At 62.8% G+C, this 23,399-nt stretch carries 22 protein-coding genes and 1 other RNA gene; 17 read left to right on the top strand and 6 right to left on the bottom strand.

The genetic code is table 11. From position 1 onward, the window contains the following. Position 1 precedes the first annotated feature (1 nt). The 10 genes from ACFOW7_RS14860 (at position 2) to rnpB (ending at position 9,238) form a co-directional block, all read left to right on the top strand. The gene (locus tag ACFOW7_RS14860) at positions 2-475 is read left to right on the top strand and encodes a surface-adhesin E family protein (protein WP_378165642.1); all 474 of its coding nucleotides are present in this window, start codon (positions 2-4) and stop codon (positions 473-475) included. 43 nt (positions 476-518) lie between these two features. Further along, positions 519-2,597 (top strand): glycine--tRNA ligase subunit beta, encoded by a 2,079-nt coding sequence (gene glyS / locus ACFOW7_RS14855; protein WP_378165640.1) that lies wholly within the window; start codon positions 519-521, stop codon positions 2,595-2,597. Between the two features lie 405 nt (positions 2,598-3,002). After that, positions 3,003-3,569 (top strand): D-glycero-beta-D-manno-heptose 1,7-bisphosphate 7-phosphatase, encoded by a 567-nt coding sequence (gene gmhB, locus ACFOW7_RS14850; RefSeq protein WP_378165638.1) that lies wholly within the window; start codon positions 3,003-3,005, stop codon positions 3,567-3,569. A 4-nt stretch (positions 3,570-3,573) separates the two neighbouring features. Continuing rightward, on the top strand, positions 3,574-4,260 hold the full coding sequence (locus ACFOW7_RS14845) for a M48 family metallopeptidase (protein ID WP_378165636.1): 687 nt from the start codon (positions 3,574-3,576) through the stop codon (positions 4,258-4,260). Positions 4,261-5,084: 824 nt separating this feature from the next. Beyond that, the gene (locus tag ACFOW7_RS14840; RefSeq protein ID WP_378165634.1) at positions 5,085-5,654 is read left to right on the top strand and encodes a GbsR/MarR family transcriptional regulator; all 570 of its coding nucleotides are present in this window, start codon (positions 5,085-5,087) and stop codon (positions 5,652-5,654) included. 101 nt (positions 5,655-5,755) lie between these two features. Further along, complete coding sequence (cydP, locus tag ACFOW7_RS14835; protein WP_378165631.1) at positions 5,756-5,950, top strand: cytochrome oxidase putative small subunit CydP; 195 nt, start codon at positions 5,756-5,758, stop codon at positions 5,948-5,950. Next, a complete protein-coding gene (locus tag ACFOW7_RS14830) occupies positions 5,934-7,493 on the top strand; it encodes a cytochrome ubiquinol oxidase subunit I (protein ID WP_378165629.1) in 1,560 nt (519 codons plus the stop codon). Before cydP ends, ACFOW7_RS14830 begins: the two co-directional genes overlap by 17 nt. A gap of 6 nt (positions 7,494-7,499) precedes the next feature. After that, positions 7,500-8,633, top strand: a complete 1,134-nt coding sequence (gene cydB / locus ACFOW7_RS14825) for a cytochrome d ubiquinol oxidase subunit II (protein WP_378165627.1) — start codon at positions 7,500-7,502, stop codon at positions 8,631-8,633. 51 nt (positions 8,634-8,684) lie between these two features. Beyond that, the gene (gene cydX / locus ACFOW7_RS14820) at positions 8,685-8,852 is read left to right on the top strand and encodes a cytochrome bd-I oxidase subunit CydX (protein WP_378165625.1); all 168 of its coding nucleotides are present in this window, start codon (positions 8,685-8,687) and stop codon (positions 8,850-8,852) included. A 14-nt stretch (positions 8,853-8,866) separates the two neighbouring features. Continuing rightward, an RNA gene (gene rnpB / locus ACFOW7_RS14815) (RNase P RNA component class A) lies at positions 8,867-9,238 on the top strand. Positions 9,239-9,499: 261 nt separating this feature from the next. On the opposite strand, the gene ruvC is transcribed toward rnpB, so the two are convergent. Then, positions 9,500-10,039, bottom strand: a complete 540-nt coding sequence (ruvC, locus tag ACFOW7_RS14810) for a crossover junction endodeoxyribonuclease RuvC (protein ID WP_378165623.1) — start codon at positions 10,037-10,039, stop codon at positions 9,500-9,502. A gap of 201 nt (positions 10,040-10,240) precedes the next feature. Between ruvC and ACFOW7_RS14805 the strand changes: the two genes are divergently transcribed. Next, the gene (locus ACFOW7_RS14805) at positions 10,241-11,668 is read left to right on the top strand and encodes a PAS domain-containing protein (protein ID WP_378165621.1); all 1,428 of its coding nucleotides are present in this window, start codon (positions 10,241-10,243) and stop codon (positions 11,666-11,668) included. Between the two features lie 150 nt (positions 11,669-11,818). Here ACFOW7_RS14805 and ACFOW7_RS14800 read toward each other — a convergent pair whose 3' ends face one another. Next, positions 11,819-12,697, bottom strand: coding sequence for an energy transducer TonB (locus ACFOW7_RS14800; protein WP_378165619.1), 879 nt, complete (start codon positions 12,695-12,697; stop codon positions 11,819-11,821). A gap of 262 nt (positions 12,698-12,959) precedes the next feature. On the opposite strand from ACFOW7_RS14800, the gene ACFOW7_RS14795 reads away from it, so the two are divergent. From ACFOW7_RS14795 to ACFOW7_RS14775, 5 genes are all read left to right on the top strand, one after another. Then, a complete protein-coding gene (locus ACFOW7_RS14795) occupies positions 12,960-13,271 on the top strand; it encodes a c-type cytochrome (RefSeq protein ID WP_378165617.1) in 312 nt (103 codons plus the stop codon). A 251-nt stretch (positions 13,272-13,522) separates the two neighbouring features. Next, positions 13,523-13,936, top strand: coding sequence for an RNA polymerase-binding protein DksA (gene dksA / locus ACFOW7_RS14790; protein WP_378165615.1), 414 nt, complete (start codon positions 13,523-13,525; stop codon positions 13,934-13,936). Positions 13,937-14,169: 233 nt separating this feature from the next. Then, the gene (aroG, locus tag ACFOW7_RS14785) at positions 14,170-15,228 is read left to right on the top strand and encodes a 3-deoxy-7-phosphoheptulonate synthase AroG (RefSeq protein WP_378165613.1); all 1,059 of its coding nucleotides are present in this window, start codon (positions 14,170-14,172) and stop codon (positions 15,226-15,228) included. Positions 15,229-16,026: 798 nt separating this feature from the next. Further along, complete coding sequence (locus tag ACFOW7_RS14780; RefSeq protein WP_378165611.1) at positions 16,027-17,001, top strand: L-tyrosine/L-tryptophan isonitrile synthase family protein; 975 nt, start codon at positions 16,027-16,029, stop codon at positions 16,999-17,001. Between the two features lie 25 nt (positions 17,002-17,026). Continuing rightward, positions 17,027-17,821 (top strand): TauD/TfdA dioxygenase family protein, encoded by a 795-nt coding sequence (locus tag ACFOW7_RS14775; RefSeq protein WP_378165609.1) that lies wholly within the window; start codon positions 17,027-17,029, stop codon positions 17,819-17,821. Positions 17,822-18,097: 276 nt separating this feature from the next. Here ACFOW7_RS14775 and ACFOW7_RS14770 read toward each other — a convergent pair whose 3' ends face one another. The 4 genes from ACFOW7_RS14770 to tnpA form a co-directional block, all read right to left on the bottom strand. Continuing rightward, a complete protein-coding gene (locus ACFOW7_RS14770; RefSeq protein WP_378165607.1) occupies positions 18,098-19,246 on the bottom strand; it encodes a trans-sulfuration enzyme family protein in 1,149 nt (382 codons plus the stop codon). Between the two features lie 146 nt (positions 19,247-19,392). Next, on the bottom strand, positions 19,393-20,760 hold the full coding sequence (locus ACFOW7_RS14765) for a pyridoxal-phosphate dependent enzyme (protein ID WP_378165605.1): 1,368 nt from the start codon (positions 20,758-20,760) through the stop codon (positions 19,393-19,395). Between the two features lie 107 nt (positions 20,761-20,867). After that, positions 20,868-21,401: a hypothetical protein gene (locus ACFOW7_RS14760; RefSeq protein ID WP_378165603.1), complete on the bottom strand. Its 534-nt coding sequence runs from the start codon at positions 21,399-21,401 to the stop codon at positions 20,868-20,870. 322 nt (positions 21,402-21,723) lie between these two features. Beyond that, a complete protein-coding gene (gene tnpA, locus ACFOW7_RS14755) occupies positions 21,724-22,137 on the bottom strand; it encodes an IS200/IS605 family transposase (RefSeq protein WP_378164313.1) in 414 nt (137 codons plus the stop codon). Positions 22,138-22,159: 22 nt separating this feature from the next. On the opposite strand from tnpA, the gene ACFOW7_RS14750 reads away from it, so the two are divergent. Continuing rightward, complete coding sequence (locus ACFOW7_RS14750) at positions 22,160-23,380, top strand: RNA-guided endonuclease InsQ/TnpB family protein (RefSeq protein WP_378165601.1); 1,221 nt, start codon at positions 22,160-22,162, stop codon at positions 23,378-23,380. The last annotated feature ends 19 nt before the right edge of the window (positions 23,381-23,399 follow it).

Below are 23,399 nucleotides of genomic sequence, written 5' to 3'. Positions count from 1 at the left end.
CATGAAATGGCTCCTTCCGCTCGCGCTCTGTCTGGCACTGTCGGCCTGCAAGAAGTTCGACGCCAACGCCAGCGACCCAGAGCCCGTGCCCGACAAACCCGACTGGCGGCTGTTCGGCCAGATGCCCGACTACGACGTCAAGGTCGATTGGAATTCGATCGGCCATGAAGATGTCTCGGGTGACGACAGCTATGTCTACGTCTGGGTATTGCGCGAGTTCAAGAAGGACCAGGAAAACAAGGAAGGCGACACCTACCGCAAGGAGTACAGCCGCTTTGCCGTCGATTGCGCCAAATCGAGCGCCGCCGGTATCGCCATCGAGCTGCACGACCATGAGGATGACGAAGTGATGCGTCGCGATGTGCCCGGCTATCAGTGGGAATTCCAGCCGGCCACCGCCCAGCAGAACTACTTGCAGAACTTCGTCTACCAGGTGTGCAAGATCGCCCGCGACAAGGAAGCCGCTGCGCGCTGAGTGCGCTGTCCGCCCCTGAACAAAGTTACGAAACCAGCCTGCGATGACCACCCAGACCCTACTGATCGAACTATTCACCGAAGAATTGCCGCCCAAGGCGCTGCCGCGCCTGGCCGCCGCGTTCGCCCAATCGATCGCCGACGACCTGAAGAAACTGGGCTTTGCCGCCAGTGACGCCGCCGTCACCGAATACGCCAGCCCGCGCCGGCTGGCGGTCAGCGTGGCCGGCGTTGCCGCCCGCCAGCCCGACCGGGTGATCGAGAAGAAAGGCCCGGCGGTCGCCGCCGGCTTCAAGGACGGCCAGCCCACCCCGGCCCTGCTGGGCTTTGCCCGCAGCAATGGCCTTGGCCCCGACCAGCTCGACCAGTTGGAGCGTGGCTCCGACGGCAAGCAGGAAGTGTTCGTCTTCCGCGCCGACAAGGCCGGTGAGCCGCTGGCCCAGCATCTGGGCACGGTGCTGCACGAGGCGATCAAGCGCCTGCCGGCACCCAAGATGATGCGCTGGGGCGACCGCGACGGGCAGTTTATCCGTCCGGTCCATGGCCTGATCGCCCTGTGGGGCGACCAGGTGATCGAGGTCGAACTGCTCGGTTTCCGCGCCGGCCGCCAGACCGGTGGTCATCGTTTCCTGTCGCAAGGCCCGGTCGAGATCGCCCATGCCGACCAGTACGCCGCACGGCTGCGGGAAGTCGGCCGCGTGGTGGCGAGCTTCACCGAACGGCGTGCCCTGATCGCCAGCCGCCTGGCCGAGATGGCCGCCCGCCGTGAGGCCACGATCGCTGGCGACGACGCCCTGATCGATGAAGTGACGGCGCTGGTCGAATGGCCCGTGGTGCTCGAAGGCGAATTCGAGCCCGAATTCCTCGAAGTGCCGCAGGAATGCCTGATCCTGACCATGCAGCAGAACCAGAAGTATTTCCCGCTGCTCGATCGGCAAGGCAAGCTGACCCACCGTTATCTGATCGTCTCCAACCTCGAGACGGCCGACCCCACGCCGATCATCCACGGCAACGGCCGCGTGCTGCGCGCCCGGCTGTCCGATGCCCGCTTTTTCTATCAGCAGGACCAGAAGCAGCGGCTCGACAGCCGTGTGCCCCGGCTGGGCCAGGTGGTCTACCACAACAAGATCGGCACCCAGCTCGAACGGATCGGCCGGCTCGAAGTCATCGCCGCCGCCGTCGCCCATGAACTGGGCGCCGACACGGCACTGGCCAGCCGTGCCGCCCATCTGGCCAAGGCCGATCTGGTCAGCGACATGGTCGGGGAATTCCCGGAACTCCAGGGCATCATGGGCACCTACTACGCCCGCCTCGACGGCGAGGACGCCACGGTAGCCGCCGCGATCGAAGCCCATTACCACCCGCGCTTTGCCGGCGACAGTCTGCCCGAAGGCGCCGTGGCCCAGGCCGTGTCGCTGGCCGACAAGCTGGAAACGCTGGTCGGCATCTGGGGCATCGGCATGATCCCGACCGGTGACAAGGACCCGTTTGCGCTGCGCCGCACGGCGCTGGGCGTGCTGCGCATCCTGCTCGAAGCCCGTCTGCCGCTCGATCTGCGCGCCCTGCTCGAGCGGGCTGCCCAGACCTTCCCGGCCGGGGTGGTCGCTGCAGGCACGGTCGAGGGCGTGTTCGGCTTTATGCAGGAACGGCTGAAGCATCTGCTGGCGGCCGACTATCCGCAGGCCGATGTCGAAGCGGTGCTGGCCGAGCGGCCGGGCCGGCTTGACGACCTGGGCGAGCGGCTCGCCGCCGTGGCCGAATTCAAGGCGCTGCCCGAGGCGGCATCGCTGGCTTCTGCCAACAAGCGCATCCGCAATATCCTCAAAAAGACCGAGACCGCGCTACCGACGCTCAATGCCGCCCTGCTGAGCGAAGACGCCGAGCGGGCGCTTCATGGCGCCCTGCTCGATCTGAAAACCCCGGTCGAGGCCGCTTTCGATCAGCGCGACTACACCAGCGCGCTCAAGAAGCTCGCCAGCCTGAAGACGCCGGTCGATGCCTTCTTCGACCATGTGATGGTGATGGCCGAAGACCCGGCCGTGCGCGCCAACCGGCTGGCCCTGCTCGAGCAGCTCAGCCGGCTGATGAACCGGGTGGCGGATATCTCGCTGCTGGCCGAGTAATACCGATTTGCCCTGGACCTGGCGTTCAGGGCCGCCACAGCGCAGGGCGTCTCTGACATACCCGACCATTTGCGGCACGGGCCGACGGATTCCCCGGCGAGGTCGGCGTGCCTGAACGCCAGCGTGGCGGCACCAATCAAGAAAATCAATAAATAAACTATGGAAGATTCGTAGGTTATCTGGTGCTTTGGCCCTTGCGGCCTGGAGCGCCAGATAGGCTTATTGCTTCTTCCTGACTCGCATAGGATGGAGAGGGCTTGTCAGCGCCTGAGGTGTCTCTGCGTTGAAAGCCTATGAGTGTTTTGTAGGAGATTTAGGCAAATCCTATCGAGTCGCGACCCGGCCACCCGGGTCGTGTGGTTGGCCGGGATGCCTTCCCGCCTTCACTTTTTCTGGCGCCATGTCATGAAACTCGTGATTCTCGACCGCGACGGCGTGATCAACCACGATCGCGACGATTTCGTGAAAAACGCGGCCGAATGGGTGCCGATCAACGGCAGCCTGGAGGCAATCGCCAAGCTCAACCACGCCGGTTTCCGGGTGGTGGTAGCCAGCAATCAATCCGGCCTTGGCCGGGGCTTTTTCGGCATGGCCGAACTCAATGCCATGCACGACAAGATGCATCGGTTACTGGCCCGGGTCGGTGGCCGGGTCGATGCCATCTTCTTCTGCCCGCACACCGCATCGATGCAGTGCGGCTGCCGCAAACCCGAACCGGGCATGTATCGCGACATCGCCCAGCGTTTCGATGTCAGCCTCAACGAGACCCCGGTGGTCGGCGACAGCCTGCGCGACCTGCAAGCCGCCGCCGCCGTCGGTGCCCAGCCGGTGCTGGTGCGCAGCGGCAAGGGCGAGAAAACGCTTGCAGCAGGCGGCCTGCCGCCTGGCACGCGCATCGTGGCCGATCTGGCCGAAGCGGCGGAACTGCTGATCGAACAAGACGAGGCCGATCGGGCCGAAAGCCGCTGTTAACGCCATGTCTGCCGCCGGCCGCGCCGTCCTCGAAGGACGCACCATCGACTACCAGATCCGCCGCAGCGCCAGACGGCGCTCGGTGGGTCTGCGCATCGACGCCAGCGGTCTGACCATCCGCCTGCCGGCCCGCTTCCCGCTCGATCATCTCGAACCGATTCTGCAACGCAAGGCGAGCTGGATCGTCAGCAAGCTCGACCTCTACCACACCAAGGCCCCGCCGCCACCCTCCCTGGCCGATGGCGGCCGGATCGACTGGCTGGGCCACTCGCTGCCTATCCGTCATGAAGTCGGCCGCCTGATCGTCGAACCCGACGCCGTGGTGCTGCCGCAGGGCCAGGACCCGGCTGCGGCATTGACCCGGCTGATGCAGCGCGAGGCCCGGCGCCATTTCGCAGCGCGCGTGGCGCACTGGTCGGCCCGGATCGGCCTGACGCCGCAGTCGCTGGCGCTGTCCCATGCCCAGAAACGCTGGGGCAGCTGTACGGCGCAAGGCGTGGTCCGGCTGAATTGGCGGCTGATGCAGGCGCCGCCCTCGGTGATCGACTATGTGGTGATCCACGAGCTGTGCCACCTTGAAGAGCTGAACCATTCCGACCGCTTCTGGACCCTGGTCGAATCAGCCTGCCCCGACTGGCGCGAACAACGCGCCTTCCTCAAGCGCGAAGGCGACCGTTACTTTGCTTGGTAGGGGTGTGATCCTTCCCTTTCCTCACAACCTTTATTAAGGCTGTCCCTTATTAAAGGCTAGCCTCCTAAACTTCAATAAGACCGTCCTCAGTTAAAGGCTCACTCGCAGCCAGGGCTACTTCACTTGCGCTCCAGGAACTCCGTTTCCCGGCCCTCCCTTTGCCACATGCCCGGCACATTCACGCAAGCCAATGTTTTTAAAAAGGATTATTCTTGCTTCCTTTGCCTGTGGCGCCTCGGACAGGGCGTTTATCCTCTCTTTTATTTGTTAAGATATATTTATGAATACCGTATTTATACTTAACAAATAACAAAAACGTCGTCTTCAGAGTCTGGTCAGGCCTCCTTTTTCTTAGGCTATGTCCCAGCCTTGATGTCCCCCTTCTCCCCCCTCCCCCCTCCCCCCCACATCAGATGGGAAAAACAGGGGCAAACCCCTCCCCCACCGCCTCTTCCCGAACCCATCCATCGCCTTCTTCCGAGACAGTCGGGTGGCGGAGGGGTTGGTTGAAAGCGGGCAAAGGGAAATCTCAGCAAGTTGGCCGTCTTGTTGCTGAGCAAAGCGTCCGTTTCGGTCGTGGATGAGGTCAGAGGAGAAGCGAAAAGTGCGAGAGAGAAGCGAAGCAAGGGTTGGGTTGGGGTGACTCAGGGCGGGAGAACAGAGGGAAAGTCGAGGCGGAATCGGCGAAAAAGCTGGAGAAACCGTTACTTGGCAGCCGCTAGCCCATTTCTCAGCACCACGCCAGCCGTTCTCTTCCTTACATCGCACTTGCTTGATCTGGATCAAGCGTCTTAAACTTCCAGAAAATACTGGAAATACAGCAAATGAAACTTTCACCGCTTGCAGAACGCTTTGTCCTTCATTTCGGCGAGATGGGTTCGCGTTGGGGGGTCAACCGCACGGTTGGTCAGATCTACGCCCTGCTCTATATCGCCGGCCGCCCGCTCAATGCCGACGAGCTGGTCGAAACCCTCGAATTCTCGCGCTCCAACGTCGGCATCGGCATCAAGGAACTGCTGGCCTGGCGACTGGTAAAGCTGGTCCATCTGCCCGGCGACCGGCGCGATTACTACGAAACCCCGAAAGACGTCTGGGAAATCTTCCGCGTGCTGATCGAGGAGCGGCGCCGGCGCGAAATCGAGCCGACCCTGTCGCTGTTGCGCGAAGCACTGATGGAAGAAGCCAACGATGAAGAAGACCGCATCGCCCAGGAGCGGATGCGTCAGATGTATGAGCTGATCGAACTGACGACTGGCTGGCTCGATGACGTCCAGCGCCTGTCGCCCGAAACGGTGATCGGCCTGATGCGACTGGGTGCCAAGGTACAGAAGGTGTTGGAGTTCGCTGACCGGCTGAAACTCACCGGCGGCCAGCGCGACCCCGACAAACGCTAGACCGTTTTGCGGGGCGCGGCACAGACCGCCATGACCGGGCAGACCCCACCCGGCGACTTGGGCGCGGACCACGGTCCGCGCCGCCAACCAGGACAGCCATCATGCGCACCCGCCCGCTCTGGCGCGAGCTGCTTGCGATACTCGTCGTGAAATGCCTGCTGTTATGGGCTGCCAAGACCCTGTGGTTCTCCGACCCCTTGGCCCGCCATATGCAGGTTCCCCCCGCCGCCCTGCAACAGCGGCTGCTTGATCCCCTTCCCCCTCCCGGAGTGCCCGACCATGCTGCCCCCCGATGATGTGGTGGCCCTGTCACGCCTGCAATTCGGCGCCACGGCCATGTTCCACTTCCTGTTCGTACCGCTGACCATAGGGTTGAGCTGGATACTGGTGATCTGCGAAGCGGTCTATGTCATGACCGGTCGCGAGGTCTACAAGGACATGACCCGCTTCTGGGGCAAGCTGTTCGGCATCAACTTCGCCATGGGCGTCACCACCGGAATGACGCTCGAATTCCAGTTCGGCACCAACTGGGCCTACTACTCGCACTACGTCGGCGATATCTTCGGCGTCCCGCTGGCCATCGAAGGGCTGATGGCCTTCTTCCTCGAATCGACCTTTGTCGGCCTGTTCTTTTTCGGCTGGAACCGGCTCAGCAAGGTCCAGCATCTGGCAGTCACCTTCCTGGTGGCGCTGGGCTCGAATCTGTCGGCGCTATGGATATTGATCGCCAATGGCTGGATGCAAAACCCGGTCGGCGCCGAATTCAATTACGTCACCATGCGCATGGAGCTGCAGAGCCTTGCGGCAGTGTTCTTCAACCCGGTCGCCCAGGTGAAGTTCGTCCACACGGTCGCCGCCGGCTATGTCACCGCCTCGATGTTCGTGCTCGGGGTATCGGCCTTCTATCTGCTCAAGGCGCGTGATACCGGTTTTGCCATCCGCTCCTTTGCCATCGCCGCCGGTTTCGGCCTGCTGTCGACGCTGTCGGTGATCGTGCTGGGCGACGAATCGGGCTATGCCACGGGCGAAGTGCAGAAGGTCAAACTCGCCGCCATCGAGTCGGAATGGGAAACCCATCCGGCTCCGGCCGCCTTTACCGTGATCGGCCTGCCCAATCAGGAAGCCGAGCGGACCGACTATGCGCTGCGCATCCCCTATGTGCTCGGATTGATCGCCACCCGCTCGCTCGACCGCCCGGTGATCGGCCTCAAGGACTTGCGCGCCCAGCACGCCGAACGGATCCGGCGCGGCATGCTGGCTTATGCCGCGCTGACCCGCTTGCAGGCGGGCGACCTGAGCGCCAAGCCGGAATTCGAACGCTATCGCGAAGACCTCGGTTTCGGCCTGCTGCTCAAGCGCTATACCCCGCGCGTGGTCGACGCGACCGAAGCGCAGATCGCCGCAGCCGCCAACGACACCATTCCCAAGGTCGCGCCGCTGTTCTGGAGCTTCCGCATCATGGTGGGACTGGGTCTGCTGTTTCTGTTTATCTTCGCCGCCTCGTTCTGGTTCCTGGTACGCAGGAAGCTCGCACCGCAGCGCTGGCTGCTCAAGCTGGCGGTGCTGTCGATTCCGCTGCCCTGGGTCGCGGCCGAACTTGGCTGGTTCGTGGCCGAATACGGCCGTCAGCCCTGGACCATCTCGGGCATCCTGCCCACCCATCTGTCGGCCTCGACGGCCTCGACCGGGCAGCTCTATTTCAGTCTGGGCGGGCTGGTGGCCATGTATCTGCTGCTGTTCGTGGTCGAGATGTACCTGATGCTCAAATATATCCGTCTCGGTCCTGCCAGCCTGCACACCGGCCGTTACGACGGTGAAACCGCACCTGCCGCTGCCTAGGAGACCATGATGCTCGACTATGAAACCCTCAAATTGATCTGGTGGGCGCTGGTGGTATTCCTGCTGGTCGGCTTTACCGTCACCGACGGCTTTGACCTGGGCGTGGGCACGCTGCTGCCCTGGCTTGGCCGCACCGATGAAGAGCGCCGGGTGATGCTCAATGTGGTCGGGCCGACCTGGGAAGGCAACCAGGTCTGGCTGGTCACGGCGGCCGCCGCACTGTTTGCCGCCTGGCCCCTGGTCTATGGCGCGGCGTTCTCGCTGCTCTATCCGGTATTGATGATTGCCCTGTTTGGTCTGTTCCTGCGCCCGGTCGGTTTTGACTACCGCAGCAAGCTGGCCGACCCGCGCTGGCGCTCGGCCTGGGACTGGGGCTTGTTTCTCGGCGGCACCATTCCGGCGCTGGTGTTCGGTCTGGCCATCGGCACGCTGTTCACTGGTCTGCCGTTTCGCTTCGACAACACCCTGCGGGTGATCCGCGAGGGGGGCCCGGGCGAGCTGTTATCGGGCTTTGGCTTCTTCAGTGCCTTGTTGGCGCTCAGCCTGTTCACGCTCCATGGCGCCGCCCGCCTGAGCGGCAAAGCGGGCGGCACGGTCGGAGAGCGGGCCAGACAGGTCGTACTGTGGCTTGGTCCCGTGACCACGCTGCTGTTTGCGCTGGGCGGCCTGTGGCTGGCCCGGCTCGACGGCTGGCGGATCGTGGGCGAGATCGATACGGGCGCCGTGCTGACTCCGCTGATGAAAGACGTGGTACGCGCACCCGGCGCCTGGCTCGACAACTTCCGCCGCGGCCTGTGGCCGATTCCGCTCGTGGGCCTGCTGGCGCCGCTGCTGACGGCGCTGGCTATCTGGCGCAGGTGGCCGCTGTTGGGCTTCTGGCTCAGCAGCCTGACTGGCGCGGCCATCATCGGCAGTGCGGCGATCGCCCTGTTCCCGTTTGTCTTGCCGTCCACGCTCGATCCGGCCAGCAGCCTGACGCTGTGGGATGCCGTGTCGAGCCAGCGCACGCTGGGCACCATGTTGCTGGTGGTCGGGCTGTTCATGCCGCTGATCCTGGCCTACACCGGCTGGGTCTACCGGGTGATGCGCGGGCCGGTGACGGTGGAGCATATCCGCCGCGATGCCCACGGTATGTATTGAACAGCGAATCGACACCCAAGGCGGCACGGCCGCTGCGTAAAGGAAAGCATCATGTGGTATTTCGCCTGGATTCTGGGACTGGGGCTGGCGCTTGCCGCCGGGATCATCAATGTGATGTGGCTCGAGGCCAACTATGCCTTCGGTCGGCGCGACGAAGCCGGCACGCGGCGGCGTTTCGAACGCTACCGAGACGGCCACGTCGGCGAAGGGCCGGCGTGATAGAATCGCGCCGCGAAGTCGGCCGGACAGCCGCTGCTCGCTTTGGCGAGGGGAGGAAAGTCCGGGCTCCGCAGGGCAGGATGCCGGCTAACGGCCGGGCGCCGCAAGGCGACGGAAAGTGCAACAGAGAGCAGACCGCCGAACTCCGCACAAGCGGGGTGGCAAGGGTGAAACGGTGGGGTAAGAGCCCACCGCGGACGTGGTAACACGGACGGCACGGTAAACCCCATCCGGAGCAAGACCAAATAGGCAGACGATGACGGGGCCCCCCGAGTCTGCGGGTTGGTTGCTTGAGAGGTACGGCAACGTACTTCCTAGAGGAATGGCTGTCGGCGGCGACTCCGGTCGCCGCGCCACAGAACCCGGCTTACAGGCCGGCTTCGCCACCATTTAATAGAACAGGGCCACTGCCAGCTGGCAGTGGCCCTTGTCGTTCGGGCTGGGCTCGGCCACTCAGCAGCCCCGCTGTAGGGTGCCATCAGGCGGCCAGCCGTAATGCCTCATTGTCCGGGCCTCGCTGACCGCTCCCCGGACACAGCATGTCCGAGAGAGGAATGCCTGCCACCGGCCAGGAGCCTCAAGCCGGGTTTCCGCCTGGACAGGCTGTCGAGGCTGAAACCCAGGGTGCGTCGGACCGCCCATTCCCCTCACGAGCCCGGCAGGGCCAACCAGCGCCCGCGGCGCGATCTGCCGCCGCCCAACACCGCCGCTCCACCCAGATGATTGGCATGACATAGCGCACAAGCGAGCGCATCGGCCGCATCGCTTTGCGGGGCGCCATCGAGCTGGAGTAGGCGCTGTACCATATGGCTGACCTGATCCTTGTCGGCATGGCCGTTGCCGACCATGGCTTTCTTGATCTGTAGCGCGGTGTATTCGGCGACCGGCAGACCGGCCAGCACCAGGGCCGAAATCGCGGCGCCACGCGCCTGACCGAGCAGCAGCGTCGATTGCGGGTTGACGTTGACGAACACCTCTTCGATGGCCGCAAGCTTGGGTTGATAGTGGCGGCAGATTTCGCCGATGCCTTCAAGCAACCGTCCCAGCCGTTCGGGCAGGCCACCTTCGCCGCTGCGGATGCAACCGCTGGCCACATAGCGGTATGACTGCCCGGCGCAATCGATCACCCCGAAGCCGGTGGTGCGCAAACCGGGGTCAATACCGAGGATCCGTACAGTAATCGTCACCTAGCACCCATTCCAACGCTGCAAAAATGCCACAAGCATAGCGCCCGGCTTGCCGCCTTGGCCCGGCAAATGCAAGATGCCGGCCGCATCGGCCTATCGCGCCCGCTGTCGCAGGACCGTCGCCATTACAAACGTCCCAGAACCGGAGCGAAGCAGATGCTATCCTGTCAGATCATAGCCACCGGCTCGCGCCGCCCTATCGTGAGCGTTCGCAAGTATTTTCCCGCCAATCCGCCTCTTTCCGACGACCAGATGCTGGCCGGCTATAAAGCTGGCAATGCAATGCTCGAAGGCTTCGGGGCGGTTCTGTTCTCGCTGACGCTGAGCCGCGACCGCGTGCTCTATCTATCTCCGTCAGCCAGCGAATTGTACGGGGAAACCGTCGAACTGCTGCGCCAGCACGCCAATTTCTGGCACGAGGTGATCCACCCCGAAGACAAGACCGAAGTCTGGCTCGGCGTCGAGCGGCTGCGCGAGGCTGCGCAGGGCGAGGCCGAATTCCACTATCGGCTGCAACGCCCCGACGGCGAGCTGTCCTGGGTACGCCAACATTGCCGCATTGCGCTGGCCGAAGCCGGCATTCCGCTGCGGATCGACTGCCTGGTCGTCCCGTCTTCCCCGCCGCCGCCGCCACCACAGGGCCATCCGGGTTATGAAGGGCTGTTTCTGCCCGCCGGCGACGCCCTGCTGCTGCGCGACCCCGATACCCTGCGCATCGTCGAGGCCAACGAGGCCGCCGCCGAACTGCTCGGTTATGGCCAGCACGAACTGCTGCGCATGACGCTGCACGACTGCTCGGCCCTGGCACAGGGTTTCGACGGCCGCGCCGAACAAGCCATCATCGAAGCGGCCCGCCGTGGCCGGCCGCAACGCTACGAGTGGCAGATCGAACCGCGCGAGGGACGGCCACGCTGGGTGGAAATCGTCCTGACCCATCTCCAATTGGGCGGCCGCGCCCTGCTGCTGAGCGCCTTGCGCGACATTGACCAGCGTAAACGCGAGGAAGAACGGCAGCAGATGGCGCTTGACCTGATCGAGCGCGGGTTCAGCGTGATCGCCCAGGCCAGCCCCGCCGGCCTGCTGACCCGGCTCAACCCGACCGGCCGGCAATGGCTGGGCGTCAGCGAAGAAGCGGTTCACGACCTGTTCCTGACCGATCTGCTGCCAGCCTGGGCCCAACCGCATTTCCTCCATACCGCCCTGCCGATGGCCACCCGTGATGGCGTCTGGCGCGGCGAGATGGTACTGATGACGCGCGAAGACCGCAGCCTGCCGGTGATGCTGATGCTGTTCGCCCACAAGTCCGACGGCACGCTCAAGGGCTACAGCCTGGTCGCCCAGGACATCTCGGCCTTCAAGCTGCGCGAACAGCGGCTCAAGCAGAGCAAGGAAGCGCTCGAAGCCGACGTGCTGCTCAAAGACCGCATGCTCGACAATATCAGCGCCGATCTGCTGCCGCCGCTCGAACAGCTGCGCCAACTGGTGCAGCTGCTGGAAAACCGCCCCGACCAGATCGACCTGGCACTGCCGGCCTTGCGCCGCCATCTCAATCAGGCCCGCCGCCTGGTCGACGCCGCCACCGAATTCCTCGCCAACGGCCCGCCTGGCGGCGATCTGCGTCTGCCCTGAGGGCGATCGGACACCCTCGCAAAACGCCCCGCCCAGGGGCGTTTTTATTTATTTGTGCCAAACCCTTGCAAGATATATTGCGGTTTATAAAGATATTGGAAATAAAAAAGCGCCGGAATCATTCCGGCGCTTCGTTTGCTGCGGGGCAGCTTATTCGAGGGTGTTGTCGTTACGGGTGAAGGTCCAGGTCCGGGTGATCGACAGAATATCGGCCGGCTGCCCGCTCTTGTCGACGATGCCCTTGGGCAGCGGCGGGAACGGCGCCGACATCCGCACGATCCGGCGGGCAGCTTCATCGAGCGTCGGGTTGCCCGAGGAGCGGGCCACCGTCACGCTGACCAGACTGCCATCGCGGGCGATTTCGACATCGACGCGCAGATTGCCGTACAGCTTCTGACCACGGCTGTCCTTGGGAAAATGCAGATCGCCCACCCGTTCGATCCGGGTACGCCAGTCCTCGACATAGCGGGCTTCGACCACGCCACGGGCGCGGGCGCCGACATAGGCCTTGCGCGGTTGTTCCTGATAGGCCTGGTAGTTGCGGCTGATCTCGGCTTCGAGCCGGGCAATTTCACTGGCCTTGCGCGGCGGGGCGTCGATATTGAGCCCCTTCTCGGCTTCGCTGGGCTGTGGACGCTGCTCGTCGGGGGTCAGACGCGGGGCGTTCTGCAGCTGGCTGAACAGCTTCTGCTGTTGCGCTTCCAGCACGGCCTGGCGCTGGGCGGCCTCCTGGATCATCTGATCGGTCGGCTCGTCCACCACCTCGGGCGGAAACGGACTCTTGGCGCGCAGTTTCTGATCGGTATTGCCGCCGCCATCGAGATTCTGCTGCGCCAGCACATCGGCCTGGGTCGGTGCGTTCTTGGCGCGGGCATTGACCAGCACGATCTCCAACGGCGCGTCGTTGAACAGGGTACGCGGGTCGGGCGGCCCGAACTTCACCAGCAGGATCACCAGCAGGTGAGCAATCAAGGAAGCCGTAACCGTCATGGAAAACAGGCGGTCGTTGCGATCAAGAGTCAAGGACATGGTCGTGAACATCGGGAAGAAAGCGCCGCCTGCGCAAGACGGCCGCAGCGCGCAGCAGTGTAGCACAGCGAGGCGGCACGCTTCATGCCATTCGAGTAAGGGAGCGCTTTTGGCAAGGTCCGGGCGCTGGAGTAACATCGGCGCCGGGTTGCGCCTGCCGGGCGCGATCCGCCTCAGCGGCCGTCCTGCCCGTTCCGATCGCATGCCAAGTGCCGCTTAATGTCATGGCCCAACCGGGCCTCGCAACAGGAGTCGCCTAATCATGAAATACCCGTTCGCCATCGCCCTTGCGCTGGCCGCCAGTGTCGGCGTCCAGGCTGCCCCCGCCGACGGCGCCACCATTGCCGCCAAATACAACTGCCTGGCCTGCCATCAGGTCGACAAAAAAGTGGTCGGCCCGTCCTATAAAGATGTCGCGGCCAAGTACAAAGCCGACAAGGCCGCCGAAACCAAGCTGGCCGACAAGATCAAGAAAGGCGGCAGCGGCGTATGGGGGCCGATCCCGATGCCACCGCAGCAGGTCAAGGACGATGACCTCAAAGTGCTGGTGAAGTGGATCCTGACCCAAAAATAAGCCAGCCCGGCCGTGGCTTGTATGGCGCCGGCCACAACCTATTATCAGAAGATGGACCGGAGTCCGTGGCCAGCCAGCCCGGACCCCGTTCAAATCGGCATCGCGCCGACGGCCGAACCCGACGCACAGATCGGGAATTTATCGGTTGCCAGGGTTGGAGCGGCTCAAGTAAGCTCGCCCCCCGCATCGTCAGCGAACCCCGCCGAGCCTTGCGCGCGGCAACCCGTCAACCAGCGCAGAGAAGTACGACCATGGCTAAGATACTCACCGAGGAAGACATCCTGAATTGGCAGGGCGACGATTACATGAACGAAGACCATCTGGCCTTCTTCAGACAGCGCCTGCTCGATATGAAGGAGGAGCTGCTGAATAACGCCTCGGCCACCAGCCAGCATCTCCAGGAACAGGAAGCCACACCCGATCCAGCCGATCGCGCCACGCTCGAAGAGGAATACGCCCTCGAACTGCGTACCCGCGACCGCGAGCGCAAACTGCTGCTGAAGATCGACTCGACGCTGAAAAAGATCGATGAAGGCAACTACGGTTATTGCGAAGACACCGGCGAGCCGATCGGTTTGGCCCGTCTGCTGGCCCGCCCGACCGCGTCGCTGAGCATCGAAGCCCAAGAGCGCCGCGAGCGCCTGAAAAAGCAGTACGCCGACTGAAGCACAGCGGCCCGGCCATGCCGGGCCGTTAGCCTTTCTGGGCAGCTATTCCTTTCTGCCTCCAATGGGCGCCTCTTCTAGCGCTCATTTTTCCTATTTATTTTATATTGCCTGCCAAGGCGCATTACTGGCGGCTTTTATAGCCGGCGGTTCTGCCACGCGCACTGACAAGTCATTTGCACCGGCTTGAGGCTGCGGCTAACCTGGAGAGCCACCGATCCCCGAGCCCGCTTATGCTGTTCCAGACCGACGACCTGCGTATCAAGGAAATCAAAGAGCTTCTGCCGCCCATTGCTGCGCTGGAAAAATTTCCTGTCACCGAGGTGGCCACCACCACCACCTATCAGGCCCGCCAGGCCATCCACCGGATGCTGACCGGCGACGACGACCGTCTGCTGGTGGTGATCGGCCCCTGCTCGATCCACGACCCCGAAGCCGCCCTCGACTACGGCCGCCGCCTGCTGGCGCTCCATGAGGAGCTGGCGCGCGATCTGTTGATCGTGATGCGGGTGTATTTCGAGAAGCCGCGCACCACCGTGGGCTGGAAAGGGATGATCAACGACCCGCATCTCGACGGCAGTTTCGATATCAACAACGGGCTGCGCCGTGCCCGCAAGCTGCTGCTCGATCTCAACGAGATGGGGCTGCCGGCCGCGACCGAATTCCTCGATATGATCACCCCGCAGTACATCACCGACCTGATCGCCTGGGGCGCGATCGGCGCCCGCACCACCGAGTCGCAGGTCCATCGCGAACTGGCCTCGGGGCTGTCCTGCCCGGTCGGCTTCAAGAACGGCACCGACGGCAATCTGCGCATCGCCATCGACGCCATCCGCGCCGCCAGCGTGCCGCATCACTTCCTGTCGGTGACCAAGTTCGGCCATTCGGCCATCGTCGCCACGGCCGGCAACCCTGATTGCCATGTGATCCTGCGTGGCGGCAAAACTCCCAATTACGATGCCGAGCATGTGGGCCGCGCCGTGACCGACCTGGCCGCCGCCAATCTGCCCGAAAAGCTGATGATCGATTTCAGCCATGCCAACAGCAGCAAGGACTACCGGCGCCAGAAGGACGTCTGCGAAGACGTCTGCAACCAGCTCGCCGCCGGCAACCAGGCCATCTTCGGCGTGATGGTCGAGAGCCATATCGAGGCGGGCCGCCAGGATCTGGTGCCGGGCAAGCCGCTCCAGTACGGCCAGAGCATCACCGACGCCTGTCTCGGTTGGGAGGAAAGCGAACAGTTGCTGCACCGGCTGGCCCAGGCCGTGTCGGCCCGCCGTCGCGTCCGCTGAGCCGACCTTTCGTCGTTTTTTTCCTGACGCCCCGTTGCCTTCGACCGAAGGCACGGGGCGTTTTCATTGCCGGCTCGCTTGATTAACAATTGCGTCAGAAATCGGCTGTTTGTTCAAAAGAATCTCAAATTATATTTTTCAATTAAACAAACAGCAAAATGATGGGACTTTTGTTATTGTTCCGACATTAAATCGGATGCCGCCACGGCCGATTGAGAAAAGATTTGATCCTTTCGATATTTTATATATCGACATGGGAATATTGCCTGCGGCCCGAAATTCGTTCTTTCTCCTTTGCACAGTCATTTGACATTTCGAACTGGGTTCTTATAGAATTTTTCCAGCCTTTCAACGGCTTCCGTTTCCCGACGCGGTAACGGACTTGTCTATATCCATATTCAATCGACCCAGCGAACATCTGTTCCATATAAGACGGCTATACAAATAGACCAGTCTGGAGAGTTTCCCCCTCCGGATTAAATCACCTGTTTATAGCTTCCACTCACGACAATCTCGAATAATCGTATCGAATATGATGACTTTTCTTTCCCCCGCCCCGGCCTAGCGCCACCTGTTTCCCCCCCGATTGCTGATTATTCCGTCTTGTCGTGTCCTGGCTATTTGGCCACGGGCATTGGTTTGACTGGACATTCCGCCTGTTTGCCATCCGTCTGCCGACGGATGATGGGGAAGGTTTACTCCGCAACACCGCAAGGCGCATCAACGCAGTCGCTATTCCCACGAAAAACTGCCCGAACACGGGCGACCAGAATGAAATACCCGAGGAGTGAGAAATCCATGCAAAACGCAGCGACCCAACTGCATCCGACCAGCCATGCCGAACTGGCCCAGGCCATCATCAAGCTGATTCTGCACAAGCGCCGCCTGCTGCCCAGCGCTGCCCGCGAGGCCGAGGACTTTGCGCTCGAAGCCGCACCGCATCTCAGTAAGCTCGAATACTTCATTGCCCGGGGCGAGCCCATCCATATGGTGCTGCCGGCCTTCCCGGCCAAATCGCCCAACCGGCGCAAGACCCTGGGCGTGCTGCCCGACAAGGGCGAGGAGATCGCCCTGGCCCAGATCGACCGGCTGTGCAGTGATATCAAGAAGCTGTATGCGCCGGGCGCCAAGATCACCATCTGCTCCGATGGCCGCGTGTTTGCCGATCTGGTGCGGATTCCCGACCGCGATATCACCGCCTACAAGCAGGACCTGATCGGCCGGATCGGCGCCCGCTACCCCGACAGCATCGGCTTTTTCGACCTTGATGATGTGTTCCCGGGCTATGGCGACTTCGGCACCATCCGGGAAGAGCTGATGATCCTGTACGGCGAGCCGCTCAGCAGCCTGAAGCGCCGCAGCAAGGAAGAATACGCTGCCGGCGAGATGTACAAGGGCATCTGCAAATTCCTCTACGAGGACTTCAGCGGTCTCGATGAATTCGAAGGGCTGTCCAATACCGCGATCCAGAACGCCGCCCGCGCCAATGCCTACCGGGTGATCCAGCGCAGCAACGCCTGGAGCCGGCTGCTCGAAGACCAGTTCGACCATGCCCTGCGCCTGACCATCCACCCGCAGCCGCGCGTCTCGAAGAAGATCGGCGTCTATCTGACCGAGACCCAGGACGCCTGGCGCACCCCCTGGCACTCGGTGGTGCTGAAGCAGAACGATGTGATGACCCTGGTGCCGCGCCACGAGGCCGAAGCCAGCAATGCCTTCTTGGTATTCGAGAACGGCCGACCCAGCCACTTCGTTCATGCCAAGGACCATTAAGCCAAGCCAGCAGAGGGATACCGTGATGCAGACTTCCACCACCAATCAGCCTTTTGGCATCGTCATCCATGCCGATCACCCCGAGCAGTCGGTGGCCGATCTGAGCCCCGACCATCTGACCGAGCAGTTGCTGGCCAATCAGTTGCTGGTGCTGCGCGGCTTCAGAAAACTCGACGAACCGGACTACATCGGCTTCTGCGAGAAATTCGGCCCCTTGTTCGAGTGGGAATTCGGCGTGCTGCTCAATGTGCGCATGGAGCAGAACCCCGCCAACCATATCTTCTCGGGCGGCCGGGTCGAGCTGCACTGGGACGGCGCTTTCGCGGCCAAGACGCCCAAGTTCAATATCTTCCAGTGTCTGCGCTCATCCGAGGCAGGTCACGGCGGCGAGACCACCTTCGCCAATACCGCCAAGCTGCTGGCCGAAGCGAGCGATGAGGACAAGCAGCGCTGGGCCGCCATCGAGCTTGAGTATTCGACCGAGAAGAAGGCCCACTACGGTGGCGCCATCCATGCCCGGCTGGTCGATCGCCACCCGCTGACCGGCGTGCCGGTGATGCGCTTTATCGAGCCGTATAACGAAGACAATATGGAGGTCAATCCGGTCAAGATCGCCGTGCATGGTCTGGGCGAGCATTTCGACTCGGAAACGGCCTTTATCGATGATCTGCTGGAGCGGCTCTACGACGATAAGTATCTCTATCGTCACCAATGGCAGACCGGCGACTTCCTGATGGTCGATAACCACTCGCTGCTGCACGGCCGCGAGCGCATCCGGGGCAATGTGTCGCGCCATCTCCAGCGCGTCCACGTCCTGTAAGTCCAGTCACCGCCTCCACCACGCAAAAAGGCCATCCACAACGGATGGCCTTTTTGCCAGCTATCGACTCCAGTCTGTCCCAGACAAGGTGTCCAAGAGCACGCAAGCGTAGAAGGCGACACAGCGTGGGCTTGGACACGCTGTATCCTCGGATCGGCCTGGACACACGGTGTCCGCTCAGCGAGGCCCCAGGTCAGGGGCCGTCATGGCCAGCGGCCCAACCGCTCGCCCGCGGCACCGACTCGGGCTGGTGGCCTTGGCTGCTCGAAGTCGGACTCAGATCGCCTTCAACCCCTGAGCCAGATCGGCCTGCAGATCGTCGGCATGTTCGATGCCAATCGAGACGCGCAGCAGCGTCGGCTCGATGCCGCGCTGGCGACGCAGGTCTTCGGGCAGCGAGCTGTGGCTCATGGTGAACGGCTGGCTGATCAGGCTTTCCACTCCACCGAGGCTTTCGGCCAGGGTGAAATAGCGCAGCGCAGCCAGGAAACGGCGCACGCCGGCGTCGTCGCTGGCCAGTTCCAGCGACAGCATGCCGCCAAAGCCCTGCTTGAACTGCTTGGCCGCCAGCGCATGCTGCGGATGGCTGGCGAGGCCCGGATAGAGCACCCGGGCCACCTGCGGCTGGGCTTCGAGCCACTGAGCCAGTTGCAGGGCGTTTTCGCTGTGGCGGCCCATCCGCAGCGGCAGGGTACGCAGGCCGCGCAGGGCCAGGAAGCTGGAGAACGGGTCCATCACGCCGCCCACGGCGTTTTGCAGATAGCCCAGTCGCTCGCCCAGTTCGGCATCGCGCACGATGGCGGCGCCGCCGATCACATCGGAGTGGCCGTTGAGGTATTTGGTCACCGAATGGACCACCAGGTCGAAACCGTAGTCGAGCGGGCGCAACAGGTAAGGCGTCGAGAAGGTGGCATCGGCCACGGCCAGCGCGCCATGGCTATGGGCCAGTCCCACCACGGCTTCCAGATCGGCGATCTTGAGCAGCGGGTTGGTCGGCACTTCGAGCCAGACCATCTTGGTATCGGGCCGGAAGGCCGCCTTGAGCGCCTCGATATCGTCGGGCGCGACATAGCTGATCTGGAGGCCGGCGCTGCGGGTACGCACCCGCTCGAACAGACGCCAGGCGCCGCCGTACAGATCGTCGAGCGCAATCACATGGCCGCCGTGGTCGAGCAGTTCCAGCACCGTCGCCATCGCCGCCATGCCCGAGGCAAAGGCAAACGCGCGCGTGCCGCCTTCGACTTCGGCCAGGGCCGACTCAAAAGCCTGCCGGGTCGGGTTGCCGCTGCGGGCGTATTCAAAACCGATCGGATCGCCCGGGGCGCGCTGGGCGTAGGTCGAGCTGGTGTAGATCGGCGGCATCACGGCGCCCTGGGCATCGGGGGAATAACCGGCGTGGACGCTGATGGTATCGATATGGGACATCTCTCGCTCCTGTCCTGATTGCAAATGGAAATATTTTTGCCAAATGCTTGCAAGACTGTTAGTTCGCTAAGAACAAATTAGTAATTTTCTTGCAAGAAGTACGCAGAGCGGGACGGAACCGGCCAGCAGCGCCGTCCCCCGGCGCCTCAGCGCCAGCGTTGCCGCCAGTGGTTGACCAGATCGGCTTCGGTGATCAGGCCAAGGAAGCGGCCGCCGTCCACCACGATGGCCACATGGCCTTCGTTGAAGGTGCGCAGCAGTTTTTCGATCGAATCGGCCGGGCTCAGGGTTTCCAGCTCGGTGCTCATGGCGTTGCGCACCGGCAGACGGAAGTGTTCCGGCTCGTCGTGAACGGCCAGCAGCACATCCCACTCATCGATCAGGCCGACGATCTGGTCATCGCCTTCGAGCACCGGCAGTTGCGACACATCATGGCGGCGCATGCGGGCGTAGACATCGGCGAGCGACTCGTCGGGCCGGGCGGTGATGGTGGCGCCCAGATCGTGGCGGCGAGTGATCAGGTCGGTCAGATCGCCGCGCCGCGGCAACTGGCGCAGGCCCTGGTCGATCAGCCAGCCTTCGTTGAACTGCTTCGACAGATACTTGTTGCCGCTGTCGCACACAAAGGTCACCACCCGCTTCGGCGTGGTCTGGGCACGGCAGTAGCGCAAGGCGGCTGCGACCAGCGCGCCCGAGGACGAGCCGGCCAGGATGCCCTCTTCGGACAGCAGGGCACGGGCCGTTTCGATGCTCTCCTCGTCGGAGATCCGGTAGGCATGGCGCACCTGGGAGAAATCGGCCATCGGCGGGATGAAGTCTTCGCCGATGCCCTCGACCCGCCAGCTGCCGGCTTCGCCGTATTCGCCCTTTTCGACATAGTCGGCCAGAACCGAGCCGACCGGATCGGCCAGCACGAATTCGACCGTCGGCGCGGCGCGGCGGAAGAAGCGGCTCAAGCCCGTCAGGGTGCCGGCCGAGCCGACCCCGACCACCACGGCGTCCAGCTCGTGCTCGACCTGCTGCCAGATTTCCGGGCCGGTGGACAGCTCATGGGCCAGCGGATTGGCCGGATTATTGAATTGATCGATATAGAACGCGCCCGGGGTTTCGTCGGCGACGCGGCGGGCATAGTCCTGGTAATACAGCGGATGGCCCTTGGCCACATCGGAGCGGGTCAGGATCACTTCGGCGCCGAGCGCCTTCAGATGCTGGATTTTTTCCTGGCTCATCTTGTCGGGCACGATCAGCTTGAGCTTGTAACCTTTTCTGGCCGCCACCAGCGCCAGGCCCAGGCCGGTATTGCCGGCGGTCGCCTCGATGATGACGCCGCCCGGTTGCAGCCGGCCGTCACGTTCGGCCGCTTCGATCATGGTCAGCGCGATCCGGTCCTTGATCGAGCCACCGGGGTTGTGGCTCTCCATTTTCACGAATAGCTGGCAGGGACCGGTATCGATACGGGTCAGTTGAACAAGCGGAGTCTGGCCGATCAGGCCGAGAACGGGATCGCGTGACATCAGGTGCCTCTTGGAAATAAGCGCGACGGAACGTCGCCAGCGCGGGATGGTAGGCACGGCCCCGGCGTAGCCCAAGGGCCGATTCGGCAACAGCAAAGAACCGCCGGTTATTTTGAAAGAAGTTCGCGGATTGCCGCCAGTCGGCGTAGCTCGGCCCGCACATGACGCTGCACCGCCGCCACGGTCAGGCCGTGCTGATCACAGTCGACCTCATCGGGGGCAATCCCGAGCGCCGCGCACCAGGCAAGCGCGTCGCCCTCGGGCACCACCGCAGGCACAGCCGCCGGCGGCGGCGCTTCGAGGCGGCAGGCAGCCAGTGACAGGCTGGCGTCGGCGTCTTCGGGATCGATCGACCAGCTCGCGCCAAAAGGCTTTTCCTCGGCTTCGATCATCGCGACCAGCCCACAGGCATCGAGCCGCTCGCCGATGGCGACGCATTGTTCGACCAGCACGCCGTCAAGCGGCGTCACGACCATACGGACTTCACCTGCGACCGCCAAACAGACCAGCGGTTCATCACTGATGACATCATTTCCCGGAGCGACCAGCCACTCGATCACCTGGGCCGAGTTGGGCAAGTCTTCCGGCGCACAGACCAGATGGGTGGTATAGCGGTTCATGGTGCGGAATTGTAGTCGCAAACCCTCTCCATGCCAGCGATGAACACGACAATGGCCGCGGCCGCCTCAACCGGCCTGGAAGGCAACGGCAGATGGTCGAAGGCGAACGTGGGCGCATGGCTTATTCCGATCCAGCGTCGAAGATGGCAGGGGATGCATAAATGGCGATAAGGCCCAGAATCGGGCGCTTTCCGGGGGCGACTCCCTGGTCAGCAGTCGCCCCGGACGTTCGGCAAGCCCAGGCCATTCCAACTGGGCGTTTTGACCCGGTGCGCGGCAAGCCTCGGTCTTCAGGCTGGGGAAGGATAGCGCGGACGGCGTAGCCGTCCTTGGGGGTTTGTTTTCAGTGTGGGGTCTGCTGCTGTTCGATGTACTGGCGGACGATGGAAATCGGTGCGCCGCCGCAGGATGAGGCGAAATAGGACGGCGACCACAGCACGCCGTTCCAGTAGCGTTTCTGGATGTCCGGCCGTTCCTTGCGTAGCAAGCGGCTGGACACACCCTTGAGGCTGTTCACGAGGTTGGATACGGCCACCTTGGGCGGGTACTCCACCAGAAGATGAACGTGATCGTCCTCGCCATCCATCTCGATCAGTTGCGCCTCGAAGTCGGCGCAGACCTTGGCGAAGATCGTGCGCAGCCGATTGATGGCATCGCCATCGAATACTTTGCGGCGATATTTCGCCACAAAGACCAAATGGACGTGCATCTTGAAAACACAGTGCCGCCCTTGTCGAATATCGTTATCATTGCTCATAGACCAAAAGTATTATTGAGGTATGGAACGACTTCAAGCCTTCAAATACGAACTGATGCCGACCGGCGAGCAGCAACGCGACATGCGCCGCTTCGCCGGATCATGCCGGTTTGTGTTCAACAAGGCACTGGCGTTACAGAAGGAGCGCTACGAACAAGGCGAGAAGAAGTTGGGCTATGCGGGGTTGTGCAAGCTGCTCACCGAATGGCGCAACAGCACGGAAACGGCATGGCTGGCCAATGCACCCGTGCACCCGCTGCAACAGACGCTCAAGGATTTGGAGCGGGCTTACAGCAATTTCTTCGCCAAGCGGGCCGACTTCCCGCGCTTCAAGAAGAAGAGCCAGTCGGACAGCTTCCGCTATCCCGACCCGAAGCAAATCAAGCTCGACCAGGCGAACAACCGCATCTTCCTGCCCAAGCTCGGCTGGCTGCGCTACCGCAATAGCCGGGACGTACTCGGCGCGGTGAAGAACGTCACCGTCAGCCAGTCCTGCGGCAAGTGGTATGTGAGCATCCAGACCGAGCGGGAAGTTGCACAGCCCATTCCGCAAGGTGGTGCGGTCGGTATCGACATGGGCCTTGCCCGCTTCGCCACGATGAGCGATGGCAGCTTTCTGGCACCGCTCAACAGTTTCAAACGGCACGAAATGGCCTTGCGCAAAGCTCAACGGGCGATGAGCCGCAAGGTCAAGTTCAGCCGTAACTGGAAGAAGGCGAAAGCCCGCGTCCAGAAGCTTCATTCCCGCATCGGCAATGCCCGCCGCGACTACCTGCACAAGGCCACGACAACCATTAGCCAAAACCACGCGATGGTGTGTATCGAGGACTTGCAGGTACGGAACATGTCCAAGTCGGCGGCAGGTACAACCAAGAAGCCGGGCAAGAACGTTCAGGCCAAGTCCGGCCTGAACAAGTCCATCCTCGACCAGGGCTGGTTCGAGTTCCGCCGCCAGTTGGACTACAAGCTGGCATGGAACGGCGGGCATCTGATTGGCGTACCTCCGCAGAACACAAGCCGAACCTGCCCGTGCTGCGGGCATGTGTCAGCGGAGAATCGCCAGACACAAGCGCGGTTCGCCTGCGTGGAATGCGGTGTCGAGGAAAACGCCGACTTGGTCGGCGCGATCAATGTTCTAAGGGCGGGACACGCCCGGTTAGCCTGTGAAGTGAGCGGTGAGGCAATGCCGCCAGCAGCAGGAACCCACCGAAGCGACTCAGTGGCGGCTCAATGCCGCGCCTGAGCGCCGTAGGAATCTCCGG

This window comes from Chitinimonas lacunae, assembly GCF_042650885.1.
GTDB lineage: Bacteria > Pseudomonadota > Gammaproteobacteria > Burkholderiales > Chitinimonadaceae > Chitinimonas_A > Chitinimonas_A lacunae.
Note: the sequence above shows the minus strand (reverse complement) of the source record. Positions and strands in the feature narration are given on the sequence as shown.

What these genes read in the sequence shown, in the direction of transcription:
- ACFOW7_RS14860 (WP_378165642.1), top strand. Translation starts at nt 2, where the DNA reads ATGAAATGGCTCCTTCCGCTCGCGCTCTGTCTGGCACTGTCGGCCTGC.
- glyS (WP_378165640.1), top strand. Translation starts at nt 519, where the DNA reads ATGACCACCCAGACCCTACTGATCGAACTATTCACCGAAGAATTGCCG.
- gmhB (WP_378165638.1), top strand. Translation starts at nt 3,003, where the DNA reads ATGAAACTCGTGATTCTCGACCGCGACGGCGTGATCAACCACGATCGC.
- ACFOW7_RS14845 (WP_378165636.1), top strand. Translation starts at nt 3,574, where the DNA reads ATGTCTGCCGCCGGCCGCGCCGTCCTCGAAGGACGCACCATCGACTAC.
- ACFOW7_RS14840 (WP_378165634.1), top strand. Translation starts at nt 5,085, where the DNA reads ATGAAACTTTCACCGCTTGCAGAACGCTTTGTCCTTCATTTCGGCGAG.
- cydP (WP_378165631.1), top strand. Translation starts at nt 5,756, where the DNA reads ATGCGCACCCGCCCGCTCTGGCGCGAGCTGCTTGCGATACTCGTCGTG.
- ACFOW7_RS14830 (WP_378165629.1), top strand. Translation starts at nt 5,934, where the DNA reads ATGCTGCCCCCCGATGATGTGGTGGCCCTGTCACGCCTGCAATTCGGC.
- cydB (WP_378165627.1), top strand. Translation starts at nt 7,500, where the DNA reads ATGATGCTCGACTATGAAACCCTCAAATTGATCTGGTGGGCGCTGGTG.
- cydX (WP_378165625.1), top strand. Translation starts at nt 8,685, where the DNA reads ATGTGGTATTTCGCCTGGATTCTGGGACTGGGGCTGGCGCTTGCCGCC.
- ACFOW7_RS14800 (WP_378165619.1), bottom strand. Translation starts at nt 12,697, where the DNA reads ATGTCCTTGACTCTTGATCGCAACGACCGCCTGTTTTCCATGACGGTT.
- ACFOW7_RS14795 (WP_378165617.1), top strand. Translation starts at nt 12,960, where the DNA reads ATGAAATACCCGTTCGCCATCGCCCTTGCGCTGGCCGCCAGTGTCGGC.
- dksA (WP_378165615.1), top strand. Translation starts at nt 13,523, where the DNA reads ATGGCTAAGATACTCACCGAGGAAGACATCCTGAATTGGCAGGGCGAC.
- aroG (WP_378165613.1), top strand. Translation starts at nt 14,170, where the DNA reads ATGCTGTTCCAGACCGACGACCTGCGTATCAAGGAAATCAAAGAGCTT.
- ACFOW7_RS14780 (WP_378165611.1), top strand. Translation starts at nt 16,027, where the DNA reads ATGCAAAACGCAGCGACCCAACTGCATCCGACCAGCCATGCCGAACTG.
- ACFOW7_RS14775 (WP_378165609.1), top strand. Translation starts at nt 17,027, where the DNA reads ATGCAGACTTCCACCACCAATCAGCCTTTTGGCATCGTCATCCATGCC.
- ACFOW7_RS14770 (WP_378165607.1), bottom strand. Translation starts at nt 19,246, where the DNA reads ATGTCCCATATCGATACCATCAGCGTCCACGCCGGTTATTCCCCCGAT.
- ACFOW7_RS14765 (WP_378165605.1), bottom strand. Translation starts at nt 20,760, where the DNA reads ATGTCACGCGATCCCGTTCTCGGCCTGATCGGCCAGACTCCGCTTGTT.
- tnpA (WP_378164313.1), bottom strand. Translation starts at nt 22,137, where the DNA reads ATGAGCAATGATAACGATATTCGACAAGGGCGGCACTGTGTTTTCAAG.
- ACFOW7_RS14750 (WP_378165601.1), top strand. Translation starts at nt 22,160, where the DNA reads ATGGAACGACTTCAAGCCTTCAAATACGAACTGATGCCGACCGGCGAG.